This is a genomic window from Rhizobium mulingense (assembly GCF_029194105.1).
Taxonomy (GTDB): Bacteria; Pseudomonadota; Alphaproteobacteria; order Rhizobiales; family Rhizobiaceae; genus Rhizobium; species Rhizobium mulingense.
The window spans coordinates 564,074-580,684 of sequence record NZ_JARFVE010000002.1; the positions used below are offsets into that span (position 1 = coordinate 564,074).

Annotated in this window: 14 protein-coding genes; 2 read left to right on the forward strand and 12 right to left on the reverse strand. The window is 62.4% G+C overall.

Annotation, left to right across the window (positions count from 1 at the left end):
• Positions 1-112 precede the first annotated feature (112 nt).
• The 11 genes from PYR71_RS02875 to PYR71_RS02925 all read right to left on the reverse strand — a co-directional run bounded on the left by PYR71_RS02875 (position 113) and on the right by PYR71_RS02925 (position 12,906).
• The gene (locus PYR71_RS02875) at positions 113-1,582 is read right to left on the reverse strand and encodes an NAD-dependent succinate-semialdehyde dehydrogenase (RefSeq protein ID WP_275618142.1); all 1,470 of its coding nucleotides are present in this window, start codon (positions 1,580-1,582) and stop codon (positions 113-115) included.
• A complete protein-coding gene (locus PYR71_RS02880) occupies positions 1,579-2,358 on the reverse strand; it encodes a sulfite exporter TauE/SafE family protein (RefSeq protein ID WP_275618143.1) in 780 nt (259 codons plus the stop codon). The genes PYR71_RS02875 and PYR71_RS02880 overlap by 4 nt, the downstream gene beginning before the upstream one ends.
• Positions 2,355-4,370, reverse strand: a complete 2,016-nt coding sequence (locus PYR71_RS02885) for an alpha-glucosidase (protein WP_275618144.1) — start codon at positions 4,368-4,370, stop codon at positions 2,355-2,357. Before PYR71_RS02885 ends, PYR71_RS02880 begins: the two co-directional genes overlap by 4 nt.
• A 19-nt stretch (positions 4,371-4,389) precedes the next feature.
• Positions 4,390-5,154, reverse strand: coding sequence for an SDR family NAD(P)-dependent oxidoreductase (locus tag PYR71_RS02890; RefSeq protein WP_275618145.1), 765 nt, complete (start codon positions 5,152-5,154; stop codon positions 4,390-4,392).
• A gap of 3 nt (positions 5,155-5,157) precedes the next feature.
• The gene (locus PYR71_RS02895) at positions 5,158-6,042 is read right to left on the reverse strand and encodes an SMP-30/gluconolactonase/LRE family protein (RefSeq protein WP_275618146.1); all 885 of its coding nucleotides are present in this window, start codon (positions 6,040-6,042) and stop codon (positions 5,158-5,160) included.
• A 10-nt stretch (positions 6,043-6,052) separates the two neighbouring features.
• Positions 6,053-6,856: an HpcH/HpaI aldolase family protein gene (locus PYR71_RS02900; protein ID WP_275618147.1), complete on the reverse strand. Its 804-nt coding sequence runs from the start codon at positions 6,854-6,856 to the stop codon at positions 6,053-6,055.
• Between the two features lie 10 nt (positions 6,857-6,866).
• Positions 6,867-8,612, reverse strand: coding sequence for an L-arabinonate dehydratase (gene araD, locus PYR71_RS02905; protein WP_275618148.1), 1,746 nt, complete (start codon positions 8,610-8,612; stop codon positions 6,867-6,869).
• On the reverse strand, positions 8,609-9,463 hold the full coding sequence (locus tag PYR71_RS02910; RefSeq protein WP_275618149.1) for a carbohydrate ABC transporter permease: 855 nt from the start codon (positions 9,461-9,463) through the stop codon (positions 8,609-8,611). Before PYR71_RS02910 ends, araD begins: the two co-directional genes overlap by 4 nt.
• Positions 9,464-9,468: 5 nt before the next feature.
• Positions 9,469-10,404: a carbohydrate ABC transporter permease gene (locus PYR71_RS02915; protein WP_097607437.1), complete on the reverse strand. Its 936-nt coding sequence runs from the start codon at positions 10,402-10,404 to the stop codon at positions 9,469-9,471.
• A 141-nt stretch (positions 10,405-10,545) separates the two neighbouring features.
• On the reverse strand, positions 10,546-11,781 hold the full coding sequence (locus tag PYR71_RS02920; RefSeq protein WP_097607436.1) for an ABC transporter substrate-binding protein: 1,236 nt from the start codon (positions 11,779-11,781) through the stop codon (positions 10,546-10,548).
• Positions 11,782-11,841: 60 nt separating this feature from the next.
• Positions 11,842-12,906 (reverse strand): ABC transporter ATP-binding protein, encoded by a 1,065-nt coding sequence (locus PYR71_RS02925; RefSeq protein WP_275618150.1) that lies wholly within the window; start codon positions 12,904-12,906, stop codon positions 11,842-11,844.
• 264 nt (positions 12,907-13,170) lie between these two features.
• Between PYR71_RS02925 and PYR71_RS02930 the strand changes: the two genes are divergently transcribed.
• Both PYR71_RS02930 and PYR71_RS02935 read left to right on the forward strand, forming a co-directional pair.
• Positions 13,171-14,220, forward strand: a complete 1,050-nt coding sequence (locus PYR71_RS02930; protein WP_275618151.1) for a LacI family DNA-binding transcriptional regulator — start codon at positions 13,171-13,173, stop codon at positions 14,218-14,220.
• Between the two features lie 184 nt (positions 14,221-14,404).
• Positions 14,405-15,463 (forward strand): LLM class flavin-dependent oxidoreductase, encoded by a 1,059-nt coding sequence (locus tag PYR71_RS02935; RefSeq protein ID WP_275618152.1) that lies wholly within the window; start codon positions 14,405-14,407, stop codon positions 15,461-15,463.
• A 90-nt stretch (positions 15,464-15,553) separates the two neighbouring features.
• Here the strand turns inward: PYR71_RS02935 and PYR71_RS02940 are convergent, their stop codons facing one another.
• Positions 15,554-16,591: a 4-hydroxyproline epimerase gene (locus tag PYR71_RS02940; RefSeq protein WP_183914244.1), complete on the reverse strand. Its 1,038-nt coding sequence runs from the start codon at positions 16,589-16,591 to the stop codon at positions 15,554-15,556.
• Between the last annotated feature and the right edge of the window lie 20 nt (positions 16,592-16,611).

A 16,611-nucleotide genomic window follows, 5' to 3' on the forward strand; every position in this document is an offset into this window, starting at 1 on the left:
GGGCCGCGGCATGTCGGCTCTGATTGAGAGCCGACACCAACTTGCCGATTCAAGGGCATGTGTGCTCTGATGCAACAAGAGAAGTGTCCACAACATCCCGGGATTGGAATCGTCAGATCCCCCCGAGGGCCACGTACTTCAACTCCAGAAAGCCCTCAATCCCGTATTTCGATCCTTCGCGCCCGGTGCCGGACTGCTTGATGCCGCCAAACGGAGCCATTTCGTTGGCGATCATGCCAGTGTTGACGCCCACCATGCCAGCCTCAAGCGCTTCCGCGACACGCCAGATGCGGACCATGTCCTTTGCGTAAAAATAGGAGGCAAGGCCGAATTCGCTATCATTGGCCATGGCGATGACGTCGTCCTCGTCCTTGAAGGAAATGATCGGCGCCAGCGGCGCAAAGGTTTCCTCCTTTGCCACCTTCATTGCCTGCGTCACACCGGTGACGACCGTCGGCTCGAAGAACGTGCCCCCGAGCGCGCTACGTTTGCCGCCGGAAAGCACGACCCCGCCTCGTGCGACCACATCGGCGACATGCTCTTCCATTTTCGCCACAGCCTTCTCATCGATCAGCGGCCCCTGGCTGACGCCGGCTTCGGTACCGCGACCGAGCGAAAGTCCGGACACCTTGGCAAGAAGCTTTTCGGTGAAAGCCGCAGCGACGCTCTCCTGTACGTAGATGCGGTTGGCGCAGACGCAGGTCTGGCCGGCATTGCGGAACTTGGAGATCATCGCGCCTTCGACGGCGGCATCGAGATCGGCGTCGTCGAATACGATGAAAGGCGCGTTGCCCCCGAGTTCCAGCGACAGGCGCTTGATGCCGTCGGCCGCTTCCTTCATCAGCCAGCGGCCGACCCCCGTCGAACCGGTAAAGGTGATCTTGGCAATTTTCGGATTGTGGCAGAATTCAAGACCGATGGGCTTGGCCTCGCCTGTCACGACCGAGAACACGCCCTTAGGCACGCCGGCGCGCTCAGCCAGAAGGGCGAGCGCCAGCGCCGATAGCGGCGTCTGCGAAGCAGGCTTCAGGATCATGCTGCAGCCGGCAGCAAGGGCCGGGCCGGCCTTGCGGGTGATCATGCCGTTCGGAAAATTCCACGGCGTGATCGCCGCGCAGACGCCCACCGGTTGCTTCAGGACCATGATGCGCTGCCCGGCATTGGGACCGGGAATGATATCGCCGTCGATACGCTTTGCCTCCTCCGCGAACCATTCGAGATAGGCGGCATTGGAGACGACCTCACCCTTCGCCTCCGCCAGCGGCTTGCCCTGCTCGGTCGTCAGGATCAGCGCCAGATCGTCGGCATTTTCGATGATGAGATCGTGCCAGCGCTTGAGCACCTGCGCCCGTTCCTTGGCCGTGCGCCTTGCCCATAGCTTCTGGGCGGCCGCCGCGGCATCGATCGCCTCGGCGATAACCGCCCGGCCGAGATCCGGCACATTGGCAATCAGCGCCCCGTCGAAGGGATCGGTGACCGCAATCGACTTGCCGTCGGGTGCGGCGATCCATGCACCCTCGACGAAAGCCTTATCTACGAGAAGCGCGGGGTCCTTGAGGGTAAGCGTGCGACGGTCGGTCATGATGCATGATCTCCTATGATTGTCAGAAGGGCGGGAGCGGCCAGCGACAGGCCGGATAAGAAAAGCAGGCCGAAGGCCATGCGGCGAATAGACAGGGCAGACACGGGCGGCGGCCACCTTTTGGCAACCGAGGTCATGATCATTACGACAGGAATGCAGAGCAGCCCCCACCAGAAGTCGCTGTGCGGCACGTCGCCGGCAACCGCGACCATGGACAACCGAATGATGGCATTGACGGCAAAGACCGCGACCAGCGTTTCGCGGATGCTGACGGCCGGCAGCGGCTGCCGGTAGAGGTGATAAACCAGCGGCGGACCGGCGGTGGAAAACAGGCCGCCCATCAGGCCGGCAACCGCACCGAAAAACGCGAAGGATACCGTCGATGACCGCACCGCCAGCGGCTGGGGCTTCAGCGCAAGCTGCAGGCTGGAGGCAATGATGACGATGCCGAGCACAAGCTTCAACCAATCGATGGACGTCGAAACCATCAAGCCCAGCAGCCAGTATCCGGCAGCAAGGGCGGCAAGGCTGGAGATGACGACCGGCCAGAATTCCGCCCAGGCGATATCGCGCCAGCCGCGTGCCAGGACCTGCGCCGCATTGACGAGCACCATGCAGCCGACGAGCACCGCGGCCTCCGGCAGCGGCATCAGCCCGGACAGCCCGATGCCGCCCATCATGATCAGACCGAAGGCAAAACCCGTCAGGGTCTGCATGTAGGCGGCAAGGCCCGCAAGCCCCAGAAGCCCTGCAAGACCGGCGAAACTCACAGTCACAGGCCTCGAAGACCGGAAAACAGCGCTTCATCGGCGCAACCGGCGCGATAGAAGACGGGCGGCTGCCCCAGTGGCGCGGCGATTTGCACCTTCCCGCCGCCGGCAAAGGTTTCGCCGGTCCAGGCGTGAACCCACCGCTCGCCCTGCGGCAGATAGACGACACGATCTGCCTGCGCCGCCTCCCAGATCGGCGCAACCAGTATGTCTGGGCCGTAGAGGTAGCTGTCCTGGATCGCGTAGGTCTCGCGATCGTCCTGGTAATGCAGGAAGAGCGGCCGCTGTACTGGCAGCCCCCGCGCAACCGCTTCACCGGACAGGGATTTGAGATAGGGAGCAAGGTGCTTGTAGATCCGCGTCATCCGGGCGAAATGCGACAGCACCTGCGGATCCTGATCGATCTGGACGTTTTCGCGCGGACGATTTCCCTCGTGGCTGCGCATCACGGGCGTGAATGCAGCCATCTCGGCCCAGCGCATCAAAAGCTCCGGCGTGCGGACATTGCCGAAGAGACTGGTGTAGCCGCCGATGTCGGAGTGGTGGTAGGCATTGCCGAGCAGGCCGGAGGACAGTGCCGCACAGATAACCGTGACCAACCCGTCATGACGGGAGAAATCGACCGACTGGTCGCCGCCCCACAGCAACGGGCAATGTTTCTGGACGCCGGTGAAGCCGGCGCGCATGAAGAACAGCGCCTCGCCGGTCTGGCTGCGGCTGGCAACCGCCTTGGCGTTGACCTCGGCCCAGAGCGTCGGCCACTGATTGTGCATCAGCTTGGCATCGATGCCGTTTGAGAGGTGGACATCGATCGGCAGATATTCGCCGAAATCGGCCATCCAGCCGGAGAGGCCGTAGTCGAGCATCTTCTTGCCGATGATGTCCTCGGCAAACCATTCCGCCGCGGCCGGATCGGTGAAATCCACGACGCCGCAATCGAACTCGCCGAAATCAACGAGTGCGGTCGTGCCGGCTGCATCCGTAGCAAAATAGCCGGCTTTTTCGGCGATCTCGAACAAGGGTCCATCGACACAGAGATAAGGGTTGACGTAGCCCAGGAACCGGATGCCGTCATCCTTGAGTTCGGCGATCCTCCGGCGCAGGTCCGGATAACGCTCCTCGTTGACTTGCCAGTCCCAGAAAAGACGCGCGCCGAACGAGGTTTTACGCAGGCCGACCCAGTCCTCGCACCACAGAGCGGACACCTCGACACCCGCGTCGCGCATCGACTGCAGGCGCCGGAAAGAATTTTCCCCGTCCTTCAGACCGATGATCGCGCCGTTATACACCCATTCGGGAAGCGGCGGTTGGCGGCCGAAGCGGTCCGACAGCAGCTCGACCAGTTCGACGAATGTCGGAGCGGCAAAGAACTCGATCCGCTCCGGGATCGCCCAGACCTCGATCTCGTGAAAGGCCTTGCGGCGGAAATCGAAGACGGAATAGGCTGACGTCTCCACATGCATGGCGTAAAGCGCCGAGGAAACATAGGTCGGCTGCGGGTAGTTGGTGTTGAAATAGTCACCGCCTGCCCTGTCCTTGACGTTCGATTTGAACGTGATCTCGCTGGTCTGGTCACGGCCAACGCCGGGCTCGGACGTCCAGAGTGGAAAGCGGCGGCCGCGCATATCGAAATAGGACATCTGCTCGCCCCCGCCCCAGACATGTTCATCGTGATCGGCGGGAATTCGGATCCAGAGGCGATTGATGAGGGGATCGGACGCTTCAAATTCGATCGCTCCGTTCTCGATCGTCAACACCAGCCGTGGCTTCTGGCCCGACCGTTCCGATAGGGCGATCCGGTTTCCGTCGATCTCGGCATGCGCCAGTCTGCCGCGCTCAATGACATAGTCCTCGATCTCGAAGTTGCCGCGATACATATCCATGCGCTCCTCGCCGATGCCGGCAAAGATGCAAGGCGCACTCGTGCTGTGATCGAGGATCGTCCGGCCATTGATGGACACGGTAAATCCGGTTTCCGTCTTTTCGAGTTTCATCGCCATGTCTTTCAGATCTTGCATCGTCTTGGTCGGTTGTCGGTCAGTTCTGGGTCAGGCCGGCATCGACGACGAAATTGGCGCCCGTACAGCCGCCGCTTTCGTCGGAGCCGAGAAACAGCGCCATGCGCGCCACATGGCTTGCATCCAGCCTGAATTTCAGCGCCTGCAGTTCGATGAACTGCTGGTTCTGCTCCGGCGAGGTCCACAGCTTCAGCTGCCGCTCGGTGACAACAGCGCCGGGCACGATGCAATTGACGCGGATTCCGGAAGGGCCGAGTTCGCGGGCAAGCGTCTTTGTCATGCCGTTGATCGCGGCCTTCGCTGTCGTATAGCCGACCATGCCCGGACGCCCGCGCATCCAGGAAATCGAGCCGAGCATGATGATCGATCCCGCCCCCTTTTCCGCCATGCGCGAGCTGACCGCCTGGGTGGCGAAGAACTGGTGATCGAGATTGAGCGACAGCGCCCTGCGCCAGCTATCCGGCTCGACATCGCTCATCGCATGACGATCATCCTTGCCGGCATTGTTGACCAGGGTAGCAATGCCGCCACACGCCTGCTCGATCTCGGCGATGGCAACCCGCAGTGCCGCGATATCGGTGATATCGCATAGGGAAAAGGCAGCACCTGTTTCGGCGGCGAGCTTTGTCCCTTCGACCGCGTCGATATCGATGAAGGAGACTTTTGCGCCCTGCGCCGCAAAAGCCCTGACCATTTCCGCGCCGATCCCCGACGCGCCGCCGGTGATCAGCACCGCGCGGCCTTCAAGCGATGCATAGCGAACGGTGTCATAGGTGGATGGCATGGATCAGACTTCCGGGTTGAAGAGAGGTTTTTGCAGCCCGGCCACATCGGTGCGCATGGCAAAGAGGCCGCCGGACAGCGGGAATGCTTCAAGCTCCGCCTCGGAGCGGCCGACGCTGGCGCTGGTGCAAAAGAGCGTGCGCATGTCCGCACCGCCGAAACTGACCATTGTCGGGCATCTGACGGGAACAGGATATTCGGCCAGCAGCGCGCCGTCCGGGCTGTAGCGCTGCACCCGGCCACCCTCGAACAGGGCCGTCCAATAGCAGCCATCGAGGTCGACAGCGCCGCCATCCGGGCGGCCCTTGTCCGTTTCGCCGCCGAACCGGGCAAAGACCCGCCGGTTGGATGCGGTGCCGGTTTGCGGTGCGTAGTCATAGGCGTAGAGCGTGTAGCGCAGTGTATCGGCGTGATAAAGCCGGCGTCCGTCCGGTGAGAAAGCGACGCCGTTCGAGGTCAGGAGACCATCGGCCAGTCGCGCCAATCCGTTACGGTCGTACCGGTAAAGTTCGGCAATTCCCTTTTCGCGGCTTTCATCCACCGTTCCGGCAACGAACCGGCCTACTGGATCGACCATGCCGTCATTGAAGCGGCTGATCGTCTGGTCCTCCGGATTGTCGGCGAGCTTGCGAACCGGCCTGCCGTCCGCATCGATCCGCCAGATCCCCGACCTCAATCCCGCGACGAAACTGCCCCCTGCGGCGAGGCCGATGCAGCCGACTTCTTCCGCGAGCTCGAGCGTCGTCAAGCTGTGCGCCTGCGGGTCGAAACGATGGATGCGGCCGCGCTTGATATCGACGAAATAGAGCAGCTGCTCGGCAACCGACCACAAAGGGCATTCGCCGAGCGACGTTTTTGCATCGAGAACGAGGTCGAAGCCTGTGCGCACGAAACGATCCTCAATAGGCAGCGGCTGGTGCCGCGACAGGAGCCGCCTGCCCTTTCAGGCTGCCTAGCCAGTCATTGGCGCGGCCGGTCATCATCGCGATGTCGGAAGCAATTGCCGCAAAGTCGTAGCCGTAGCCGAGGAAGCGCTTCACCATATCGGGATTGGGGCCGACGATGCCGACCGGTTTGCCGGCGGCTTGGGCGTCCTTGGCCGCCTTCTCGATCAGCTTCTGGACCTCCGGATGGGCGATATTGCCGATATGGCCCATGGCGGCCGAAAGATCGCCCGGACCAACGAACAGCGCGTCGATACCATCGACGGCGGAGATCTGCGGCAGCCGCTCGATCGCCTCCGGAGTTTCGAGCTGTACGATGGTGCAGACTTCGCCATTCGCCCGCTTCAGATAGTCCGGGATCGTGCCGAATTTCGAGCCACGATGAACGGCAGCGACGCCGCGAATGCCCTGTGGCGGATAGCGGGTGTAGGACGCCGCCGCGCGGGCCTCCTCGGCGGTCTGCACGAAGGGCAGCATGACCGTGCGCGCGCCGGCATCGAGCACGCGCTTGACCAGCACCTGATCGTTCCAGGCAAGGCGCACCACGGCCTCGGCCGGCGTGCAGCCGATGGCGCGCAGGATGCCCGCCACGTCCGAAACCTCGACCGGCACATGCTCCATATCGACGACGAGAAAGTCGAAGCCGGCATAGCCGAGCGCCTCGGCCGTTGCCGGAGCCGCGGCCATCAGCCATGTGCCGAGCGGTGCTGCCCGATCCTTTTCGGCAAGCCAAGCCTTGAAATGATTGGTCAGGCTCATCGTCGTCTCCTCAATAGATCGCCGGATCGGGCACCACGGCCGTTCCGCTTAAGAAATCGAAATCACAGCCCTGATCGGCCTGGCTGACATGCTGCTGGTAAAGGGCTGCGAAGGACCGCTGGTAGAGCGGCGGGGCTGGTCTCCACGCCGCGCGGCGGCGGACGATTTCCGCCTCATCGACCCGCATGTTGATGGTCCCGGCGATTACGTCGAGTTCGACGAGGTCGCCGGTCTCCAGGAGCGCCAGCGGTCCGCCGACGGCGGCCTCGGGAGAGACGTGCAGGATGCAGGTGCCGTAGTGCGTACCGCTCATCCGGCCGTCGCTGATGCGCACCATGTCGCGCACACCCTGCTTCAGTAGCTTCTTGGGGATCGGCAGATTGCCCCATTCCGGCATGCCCGGTGCACCCACCGGGCCGGCATTGCGCAGCACGATCACTGTATCCTCAGTGATATCGAGATCGGGATCGTCGAGTGTCGTGTTCATGACGCCCGGATTGTCGAAGACGATAGCTGGGCCGACATGCTTCAGGAATTTCGGGCTGGCCGCGGAAGACTTCATGACGGCGCCGTTCGGGGCCAGATTGCCGCGCAGAACTTCCAGCGTCTTGCCGCGCGATAGTGGCACCACCGGATTGTCCCCGCCACGAATGACGTCATCGTTCCAGCAGTCCGCCCCGGCAATATTGTCGCCGAGCGTTTGGCCATTGACCGTCGGTCGCGTCAGATCGAGGTGATGCGAAAACTTGTTGAGAAGCGCCAGAAGACCGCCGGCGAAATAGAAATCCTCCATCAGGTATTCGCCCGATGGAAAGACGTTGACCGCCACCGGCACCTTGCCGGCCATCGCCGCCATGTCGTCGATCGATAGATCGACACCGGCACGGCGCGCCATGGCGACCAGATGGACGGCCGCATTGGTGGAGCCGCCGAGCGCCATATAGGCAACCAAGCCGTTGAGAAAGCTCGCCCTATCCAGGATATCGGAGGGTTTCAGATCTTCCCAGACCATCTCGACGATCCGGACACCACAGGCCGACGCCATGCGCGGATGACCGGAATCGGTGGCGGGGATGGAAGAGGCGCCCGGCAGCGTCAGCCCCATGGCGTCGACGATCGATGTCATCGTCGAGGCGGTGCCGATGGTGTTGCAGGTGCCGGCCGAGCGCGTCATACGGCTTTCGAGCTCGATCCAGTCCGACTGGGTGATATTGCCGGCGCGCAGTTCGTCCCAATATTTCTTGGTATGTGTGCCGGCGCCCGTCTTCATGCCACGCCATTGCCCATTCGACATCGGACCTGCCGGGCAGTAGATCGCCGGAATATCCATCGAAATCGCGCCCATCAGCAGGGCCGGGGTAGACTTGTCGCAGCCGCCCAGCAGCACGGCACCATCGACCGGATGCGAGCGCAGCAGTTCCTCGCATTCCATGGCGAGAAAATTGCGGTAGAGCATGGTGGTCGGCTTCACCATGACCTCTCCGACCGAGAGCGCCGGCATTTCGACCGGATAGCCGCCCGCCTGCCAGACGCCGCGCTTCACCGCCTCGGCACGATCGCGCAAATGTGCATGGCAGGGGCTCATCTCGCTCCAGGTGTTGATGATGCCGATTACCGGCCGCCCCATGAACTCGTCGCGGCGCATGCCCATCTGCTGCGTGCGCTGCCGGTGGGCAAAACCGCGCATATCGTCCGAGGCGAACCAGCGCTGGCTGCGCAGTTCCGAAAGATCGCGTCTCTTCTTCACCTCGTTCATCCCTTGATGCCCCCCGCCGTCAGGCCGGAGACGACGCGCTCCTGGAAGATGACGATGAGGATGGCGACCGGCACGATGCCGGCGACCAGCGCTGCCGAGATCACCGGCCAGGGAAAGGCGAATTCGCCCTGATAAAGCTGGATGCCGACCGGCAGCGTGCGCAATGACGGGTTGGAGTTGAAGGACAAGGCCAGCAGGAATTCATCCCAGGCATTGACGAAGGCGAGGATGCCGGCAGTGAAGACACCAGGCGCGCAAAGCGGCACCACGACCTTGAACAGCGCGCCCATGCGCGTGCAGCCGTCGATCATCGCGGCATTTTCCAGATCGCGGGGAATGCCTTCGAAGAAGGAGACCAGCATCAGCGTGCAGACCGGCAGGCTCAGCACCGTGTAGGGTAGGATCAGCGCCGTCCAGCTGTTGAGCAGATTGAGCGCCCGCATGATTTCGAACAACGGCACCAGCAGCGTCACCAGTGGGAATGTCGAGACGGCGATGATCAGCGACAGGATCAGCCCGCGATAGCTCAGATTGAGCCGTGCGAGCGCATAGGCCGCCAGCACCGCGACGAACAGCGTCAGCGCGCTCGACAGCAGCGCCACCATGAAGCTGTTGAACAGGAAGATGTGCAGCGGCTGGTCGGAGAAGGCCTGCACATAGTTCTGAACGGTCGGCGCATGCGGGATCCAGGTAATGGGCTTTGCCGTCAGCTCGGCTTCGGTCTTCAGCGATGTGAACAGGATCCAGAGCGCCGGGAACATGCCGTTCACCAGAAGGATGCCGGCAGCGATGACACGCAGCGGCCTGCCGGACAGGAAGGACGCCGAACCGGGGGCTGTCGTCGTACTCATGAATGTTACTCCTTGGTCCGGATCATGCGGAGATAGACGGCCGTCACGCACATCGACAGCGCGAACATCACGACGGCGAGCGCCGATCCATAGCCGAGATCGAGGAAGGACACGGTGTTCTGGTGGATGTACATGGCAAGCGTCGCGGTGGATGTGCCCGGCCCGCCGCCCGTCATCATGTAGGGGATGTCGAAGGTCTGCAGCGCGGTGATGGTGCGGAAGATCAGCGCCACGACGATCGAAGGCTTCAGAAGCGGCAGGGTAATTTCGAAGAACTGGCGTAGCCGTCCAGCGCCGTCCACGTCCGCCGCCTCGTAAAGCGAGCGCGGAATGGTCTGCAGACCGGCCAGGATGATCAGCGCCATGAAGGACGACGTCTTCCAGATGATCGTCAGGCAGATGGCGGCGAAAGCCCAGTCCGGCGAGTTGAACCAGATGATCCCCTCGAACCCGAGGCGGTTCAGCACATCGTTGACGACGCCATATTCCGAGTGGAAAAACCACGCAAAGATCAAACCGGCAAAGGAAAGCGGCAACGCCCAGGGAATAAGCAGCGACAGCCGGACGGGCCACTGCGTCCGGAAGGGGAGGTTGGCGAGCAACGCAAGTGCAAGCCCCAGCAAAAGCGCGCCCGGCACGGTGATCAGTGTGATCAGGATCGTATTCCAGGTGGTTTCCCAGAATACCGGATCGTCGATCATCAGGCGGTAGTTTTCCAGCCCGGCGAATTCCGCCGGCAGGCCCGAGGTGAGCGATAGGTTGAGGAAGCTCGTATAGATGAGCCGACAGACCGGATAGACGATGATCAATGCCAGAAGAAGGCCGGCCGGCGCGAGGAGCAAAACGGCAAGGGCACGGTCGCTGAGATCGAGCCACCGAGTCCAGACCGCCGGCTGATGCTCGCGCGTATCCGTCGCCTTGAGTGTGGTTGTCGTCGCCATGGTCTCGTTCCGAAACGTTGAGAGGTTTGAAGGGCAAGGCCGATGCCTCGTCCGTTGCAACCGGATGCTGCTCGTCCGCCTTGAGGAGGTTTCCCCTCCCCGGAGGAAAGGGAGGGGATTGCGCAAGGAGTTACGGGCTCCTCACCGCAGAATGCGTTTCAAGCGTGCGCCGATCTGATCGGCACCGTCTTCCGGCGTGGTCACGCCGGCGAGAACGGCGTTGACCGTGGTGCGGATGACTTCACTTACTTCGTTGTAGCGCGGCGTCACCGGGCGCGGCTTGGCGGTCTCGACCACCTGCAGCGCATCGGCAAACCACGGCGCACTCTTCGTCACCTCGGCGTCCTGGTAGAGACCAGCATAGGTCGGCAGCAGCGAGCCGTTGATTGCCATGAACTTCGAAACTTCTTCAGATGACAGGTACTCGACCAGCTTCTTCGCTTCGTCCTGATGCTGCGAATAGGCGGAAACGCCCCATTCCCAGCCGCCGAGGCAGGTTGCCTGCTCGCCGCCGGTCATGGCCGGCAGACGGGCAACGCCGACCTTGCCGGCAACCGCGGAGTCCTTGCCCTGCGCCTGCGCCCAGGCATAGGACCAGTTGACGGCGAAGATGACGTTGCCAGCCTGGAATTCCTTCCGCGTGTCGTCGGTGCCGACTTCGGCAATGTTCTTCTTGGCAACGCCCTCGTCGGCAAAAGCCTTCCAGAGACTGAGCGATTTGATGGCCGCGTCGCGATCGAAGGTCAGGCGACCGTTATCGGTCAGCGTCTTGCCCTGACTCCAGTACGGCAGCAGGAAGGTGCAGACCGCGCCTTCGATCGCCTTGCCCTGGAAGGACAGACCCTGGAGATCGGCATTACCTTCGCCTTCGGCGATCTTCTTGGCGGCGACTTTCAGCTCATCCCAGGTCTTGGGCGGCTCGATGCCGTATTTTTCCAGAAGGTCCTTGCGATAGTAGAGGAACTGCGAATCCGCGAAGGCCGGCAGCGCGATCACCTTGCCATCGACGGTGTTGGCGCCCGCATAGGCCGGCAGATAGGAGGACATGTCCTTGCCGGGGAAATCGCTGGTCCAACCGGCAGCTGCAAATTGCGCCGGGCGGATGACGTCGAGGATCAGAACGTCGAGAGAGGTGTCCTTGGCCGACATCACGGTGTTCAGATACTGCGCCTGGGCTTCGGACGTGTTGCCGCCGGTCTCGATCTTGACCTTCACATCCGGATTGGCGGCTTCATATTTGTCGAGCGCCTTGCGCCAGACGTCCGGCTGGTGCTGGCTGGAGATGTAGATGTTCAGCGCCGTCTCCGCCGAAGCCGGCATCGCGACGGCCAGCATGGCACCGCAGAACAATGCACCGGTTAATTTCGAAAAAGTCATGATTTCCTCCCGTTTGATGTTTGGTCGCGCGATGTTGGCATCCTCCCCCGCGCAGGGTCGTCAATGGACGGCGCGTTCCGTCGCGGCGTCAAAAAGATGGATTTTCGCGGGATCGACGCCGATCTTCAGCGTTTCGCCGGCCTTGACCCGCGTCTCCGGCGGCATCCGGGCCGTCAGGGTTTCGTTGCCGACGGCGAAGTGGACGAGCGTATCGGAGCCGAGCGGCTCGACGACCTGAACGTGACAGCTCAGGGCGACCTCCGACGCGTTTGCCGTGAAATGCTCCGGACGGATCCCGACGACGAATTCGCGGCCATCGACCGCGGGGACCTGGATTGCCGACAGCGGCAGGCGGTCTCCGTTGGCAAACACCAGATGGCCGCCATCGGCCCTTGCCTTGGCAAAATTCATCGCGGGCGATCCGACAAAGCCGCCGACAAAGACGCTGGCCGGGCGGTTGTAGACCTCGTCCGGCGTTCCGACCTGCTCGATCTCGCCGCCGCGCAGGATGACGATCCGGTCGGCCAGCGTCATCGCCTCGACCTGGTCATGGGTGACGTAGATGATTGTCGTGCCGATTGCCTGATGCAGCTTCTTGATTTCGGTGCGGACCTGGCCGCGCAATTTTGCATCCAGATTGGACAGCGGCTCGTCGAAGAGAAAGACCTGCGGACGGCGGACGATGGCGCGGCCCATGGCGACGCGCTGGCGCTGGCCGCCGGACAACTGGCCAGGCCGGCGATCGAGCAGATGGGAAATGCCGAGCATGTTGGCGGCCTCATCGACCCGCACCGCAGCTTCTCCGGCGCTGATCCCGCGCACCTTCAGGCTGAAACCCATATTCTCCCGAACCGTCTTGTGCGGATAGAGCGCGTAGTCCTGAAAGACCATGGCGATATCCCGTTCACGCGGCGCCAGCCGGTTGACCACACGGTCGCCGATCCTGACCTCGCCGCCGTTGATCGCCTCCAGCCCGGCAACCATGCGCAGGGTCGTGGATTTGCCGCAGCCCGACGGACCAACGAAGACCACGAACTCACCGTCGGCAATCTCAAGATCGATACCCTTGACGATCCGAAGGGCACCATAACTCTTGTCCAGCGCCCGCAGGCTCACTCCCGCCATTCAAACCTCCCGGAGACGGAACCGTGTCCCGTGCCCATCTTCATTTCCCGCAGCAATAATAGCGCTACGATTTTCTTTTGCAAGCCTCCCCGTTGAAAATTGCCGCGGGTGAATTCGGACAAGCCAGACCCGGCAGAGAAAATTTGCCGACTTATTGAGTTTTATCAGGGAAATGGGCGCAATTCCCGTCAATGGGAATTGTTCAACGCAAGCCTATGGGTTATCATGCAATGAAATAATAGCGCTACTATACCGACGGGATAAATGGTGGATAATCAACGCTCCGCGAAGCCGACCCGAAAACGCCGCAAGATGCAGCGGGTGACGATGATGGATGTCGCGGCTCGGGCCGAGGTCTCGCCGTCGACCGTCTCGCTCTATCTGCGCAAACCGGACGCCGTATCGGCGTCGGCCAGCGAGGCGATCGCAAAATCGATCGAGGCTCTCAACTATGTCCCGAACCTGATGGCGGGAGGGCTCGCCGCCGCCTCTTCGCGCGCCGTCAGCATCATCGTGCCATCGGTGCGCAATGCCTTCTTTGCCGAAACAGTTGCAACCATGCAGGCCGAACTGGGCAAGGAGCGGCTGCAGGTGCTGCTCGGCCACACCGAATACAGCGAACGCGAGGAGGAGAACCTCGTACGAATGGCCTTGTCCTGGGCGCCGGCGGCGATCGTGCTGACGGGGCTTAGCCACAGCAATGCGACCAGGAGGCTCCTGCGCGAAAGCAGTGTGCCGGTGGTCGAAATCTGGGAACTCGGCTCAGAGCCTATCGAGATGGCCGTCGGTTTCCACCACCAACAGGTCGGCCACTCGATGGCCGCACACCTTGTTCAACGAAATCGCCGCAATCTCGTCTTTCTCGGCGCCCGACTGCAGGAAGACAAAAGAGCGGCGCACCGCGCCGAGGGATTTGTAGAGGAAGCCCGCAAAACCTCGGGTGCTACCGTCGAAATCATCCAGCATCCGGCACCGTCGAGCGCCGAAGTAGGCGCCATGCTGCTTGGCGAAACCATGCGGAAATTTCCACAGGTGGATGGCATTGCCTGCTCCAACGATCATATGGCGCTCGGCGTAATCTTCGAATGCCAGCGGCTCGGAATCAACATCCCCGGACAGCTTTCGGTGATCGGCTTCGGCGATCTCAGCTTCAGCGCCGCCTCAAATCCCTCGCTCACCACCATCCGTCCGCCGGGAGATCTGATCGGCACGGAGGCTGCGCGCCTGATCCTTGAGCGCATAGCCGATGGTGGCGAAAGAAAGCCTACGGTAATCGATACTCGTTTCACGCTGCTTCATCGGCAAAGCAGTTGAGGAATACAATCTGCCGCACGCGCAACCCCGCTTCGAAAATTGATCTACGAAACAGGAAACGGATAAAGGCGCCGTTCCTTCCTTCGACAGGCAAGGGCTGCTACCAGAGACACTGGCGCCGGAAACCGGGCCGATAGAGAACCGCCGCGCGAGATCGCGCCGACGAGACCGGAGACACCGACATATGACCACGGCCTGCGAAGTCAGCTGGTTTTCCGCTCTGTGCGACGACGACTACGAATTCCTCGGCTTTCCCGATCCACGGCTGCTATCGAGTTTCGAACACTGTCGGGATATCGTCCTGCAGGCCGAAAGCGGCGGCTTCGACAATATTCTGCTTCCGTCCGGCTATGCGCTCGGCATTGATACGACAGCCTTTGCTTCGGCGATGGCGACGCTCACGCGCCGGATCAAACTCCTGATGGCAGTTCGCATTGGCGAAAACTGGCCGGCGCAGTTGGCCCGCCAGATCGCCACCATCGACCGCATCGCCCATGGCCGCCTCTCGGTCAACATCATCTCCAGCGAGATGCCCGGAGAAACCCTTGCGAGCGGCCCGCGCTACGCCCGCACCATCGAGGCCATGTCGATCCTGCGCACGCTGCTTGATGGAAAGCCGCTCGATCACGACGGCACCTTCTGGAAGCTGAAGGTCGATCCGCCGCGGATCGCTCCGCTGTCGGGACGCTGCCCGCAATTCTATTTCGGCGGTCTATCCGAGGATGCTCGCGAAGCAGCGGCAGAAGGTGCCGACATCTATCTGATGTGGCCGGACCGGATGGAGGCCGTCCGTGAGACGATCGCCGATCTTCGCAGCCGGGCACAGGCGCGTGGCCGCGCGCTCCGCTTCGGCTACCGCGTGCATGTCGTCGTCCGCGAAACCGAATCTGAGGCACGACTTGCCGCCGACCGGCTGCTGTCGAAACTGGATGACGCCATGGGTGCAGCCATCCGGGCGAAATCGCTCGACAGCCAGTCCGTCGGCGTCAGGCGCCAAACCGAACTGCGCGACCAGGCCGGCAACGAGGGTTATGTCGAGGACAACCTCTGGACAGGTATCGGCCGCGCCCGCTCCGGCTGCGGTGCTGCAATCGTCGGCGATCCCGACCAGGTTCTGGCCAAACTGCAGGCGTATCGCGCGGAGGGAATCGAAGCTTTCATTCTTTCGGGCTACCCGCACACCACCGAGGCCGATCTTTTCGCACGTCTTGTTTTGCCACGGCTGGATCATGGGCCGCTTTGACGAGACCTATCGAAACCTTCTCGCCTTGGTGGGAGGCGAATCGAAGATGTGATGCGGCGCGCTTTGGAATAAGACGCAGCCTACCCCGGTCTAAATCTCCCCCGCCGACGGCCCCCAGACATCCGTCAGGGCAAAGCCGCCGGGATGCGGGTCGAAAGGATCGAGCGCCACCTGGGTAAGGCCGAAGGTGAAGCCGCGGCCGGTGATGGTAGGAATGACGGCGGGGCGGCCGGCGACCTCGGTCACCGCCTGCAGGCCGATCGCGAACTGCGAGCCGATGATCGATTTCGAGGTGAAGACGTCGCCGACGTTCGCCCTGCCGCGGGCATGGAGTGCGGCGAGATTGGCGGAATTGCCGGTGCCGCAGGGCGAACGGTCGGCCCGCCCAGGCCACATGGTGGTGCAGGTGCGCACCGTGCCGTCGGCCTCGGTATCGCGGAACATCACATAGGCGACGCCTGAGATTGCCGGGATTTCCGGATGGACGACCTTGATGTCGCGGTTGATCAGATCCTTGAGAATCATGCCGGCCTGGACGAGGCCGGCGGCATTGGCCTTCTCGATCGTCAGATTGATCTGGCCGACATCGACCAGCGCATAGAAGATGCCGCCATAACAGAGATCGGCTTTGATCCTGCCCCAATGCGGTGTGTCGATCTCGACGTCGAGTTCATGGACGAAGGAGGGCACCATGGTGAGCTTGACCTTCTCGCAGCGCCCGTCGCGGCAGGTCGCCGTCGCCTTGACGAGGCCGGCGGCGGTTTCGAGCGTCACGATCGTCTCCGGCTCCGTCATCTCGACGATGCCGGATTCGAGCAGCGCCGTGGTCACGCAGATCGAGTTCGAGCCGGAGCTCGCATGCGCCTGGTCGGGCTGCAGGATGATGAAGGCAGCGTCCGCTTCCGGATGCCTTGCCGGCAGCAGCAGATTGACCGAGCCGATCGGGGCGCCGCGCGGCTCCAGGCAGAGGAAGCGGCGCAGCTCGTCGCCCTTCGGATCGGTATTCAGCCAATGCAGCTGAGCGGCGATGGTATCGCCCGGGATCTTCGGTACACCGCCGATCGCGACACGGCCGATCTCGCCTTCGGCGTGGACATCCAGCAGCTGGATTGTGCGCTTCCATCTCATATCGAAAACTCCGGTTCCGA

What these genes read in the sequence shown, in the direction of transcription:
- PYR71_RS02885 (WP_275618144.1), bottom strand. Translation starts at nt 4,370, where the DNA reads ATGCAAGATCTGAAAGACATGGCGATGAAACTCGAAAAGACGGAAACC.
- PYR71_RS02900 (WP_275618147.1), bottom strand. Translation starts at nt 6,856, where the DNA reads ATGAGCCTGACCAATCATTTCAAGGCTTGGCTTGCCGAAAAGGATCGG.
- PYR71_RS02910 (WP_275618149.1), bottom strand. Translation starts at nt 9,463, where the DNA reads ATGAGTACGACGACAGCCCCCGGTTCGGCGTCCTTCCTGTCCGGCAGG.
- PYR71_RS02925 (WP_275618150.1), bottom strand. Translation starts at nt 12,906, where the DNA reads ATGGCGGGAGTGAGCCTGCGGGCGCTGGACAAGAGTTATGGTGCCCTT.
- PYR71_RS02940 (WP_183914244.1), bottom strand. Translation starts at nt 16,591, where the DNA reads ATGAGATGGAAGCGCACAATCCAGCTGCTGGATGTCCACGCCGAAGGC.
- PYR71_RS02890 (WP_275618145.1), bottom strand. Translation starts at nt 5,154, where the DNA reads ATGCCATCCACCTATGACACCGTTCGCTATGCATCGCTTGAAGGCCGC.
- PYR71_RS02915 (WP_097607437.1), bottom strand. Translation starts at nt 10,404, where the DNA reads ATGGCGACGACAACCACACTCAAGGCGACGGATACGCGCGAGCATCAG.
- PYR71_RS02930 (WP_275618151.1), top strand. Translation starts at nt 13,171, where the DNA reads ATGGTGGATAATCAACGCTCCGCGAAGCCGACCCGAAAACGCCGCAAG.
- araD (WP_275618148.1), bottom strand. Translation starts at nt 8,612, where the DNA reads ATGAACGAGGTGAAGAAGAGACGCGATCTTTCGGAACTGCGCAGCCAG.
- PYR71_RS02875 (WP_275618142.1), bottom strand. Translation starts at nt 1,582, where the DNA reads ATGACCGACCGTCGCACGCTTACCCTCAAGGACCCCGCGCTTCTCGTA.
- PYR71_RS02935 (WP_275618152.1), top strand. Translation starts at nt 14,405, where the DNA reads ATGACCACGGCCTGCGAAGTCAGCTGGTTTTCCGCTCTGTGCGACGAC.
- PYR71_RS02920 (WP_097607436.1), bottom strand. Translation starts at nt 11,781, where the DNA reads ATGACTTTTTCGAAATTAACCGGTGCATTGTTCTGCGGTGCCATGCTG.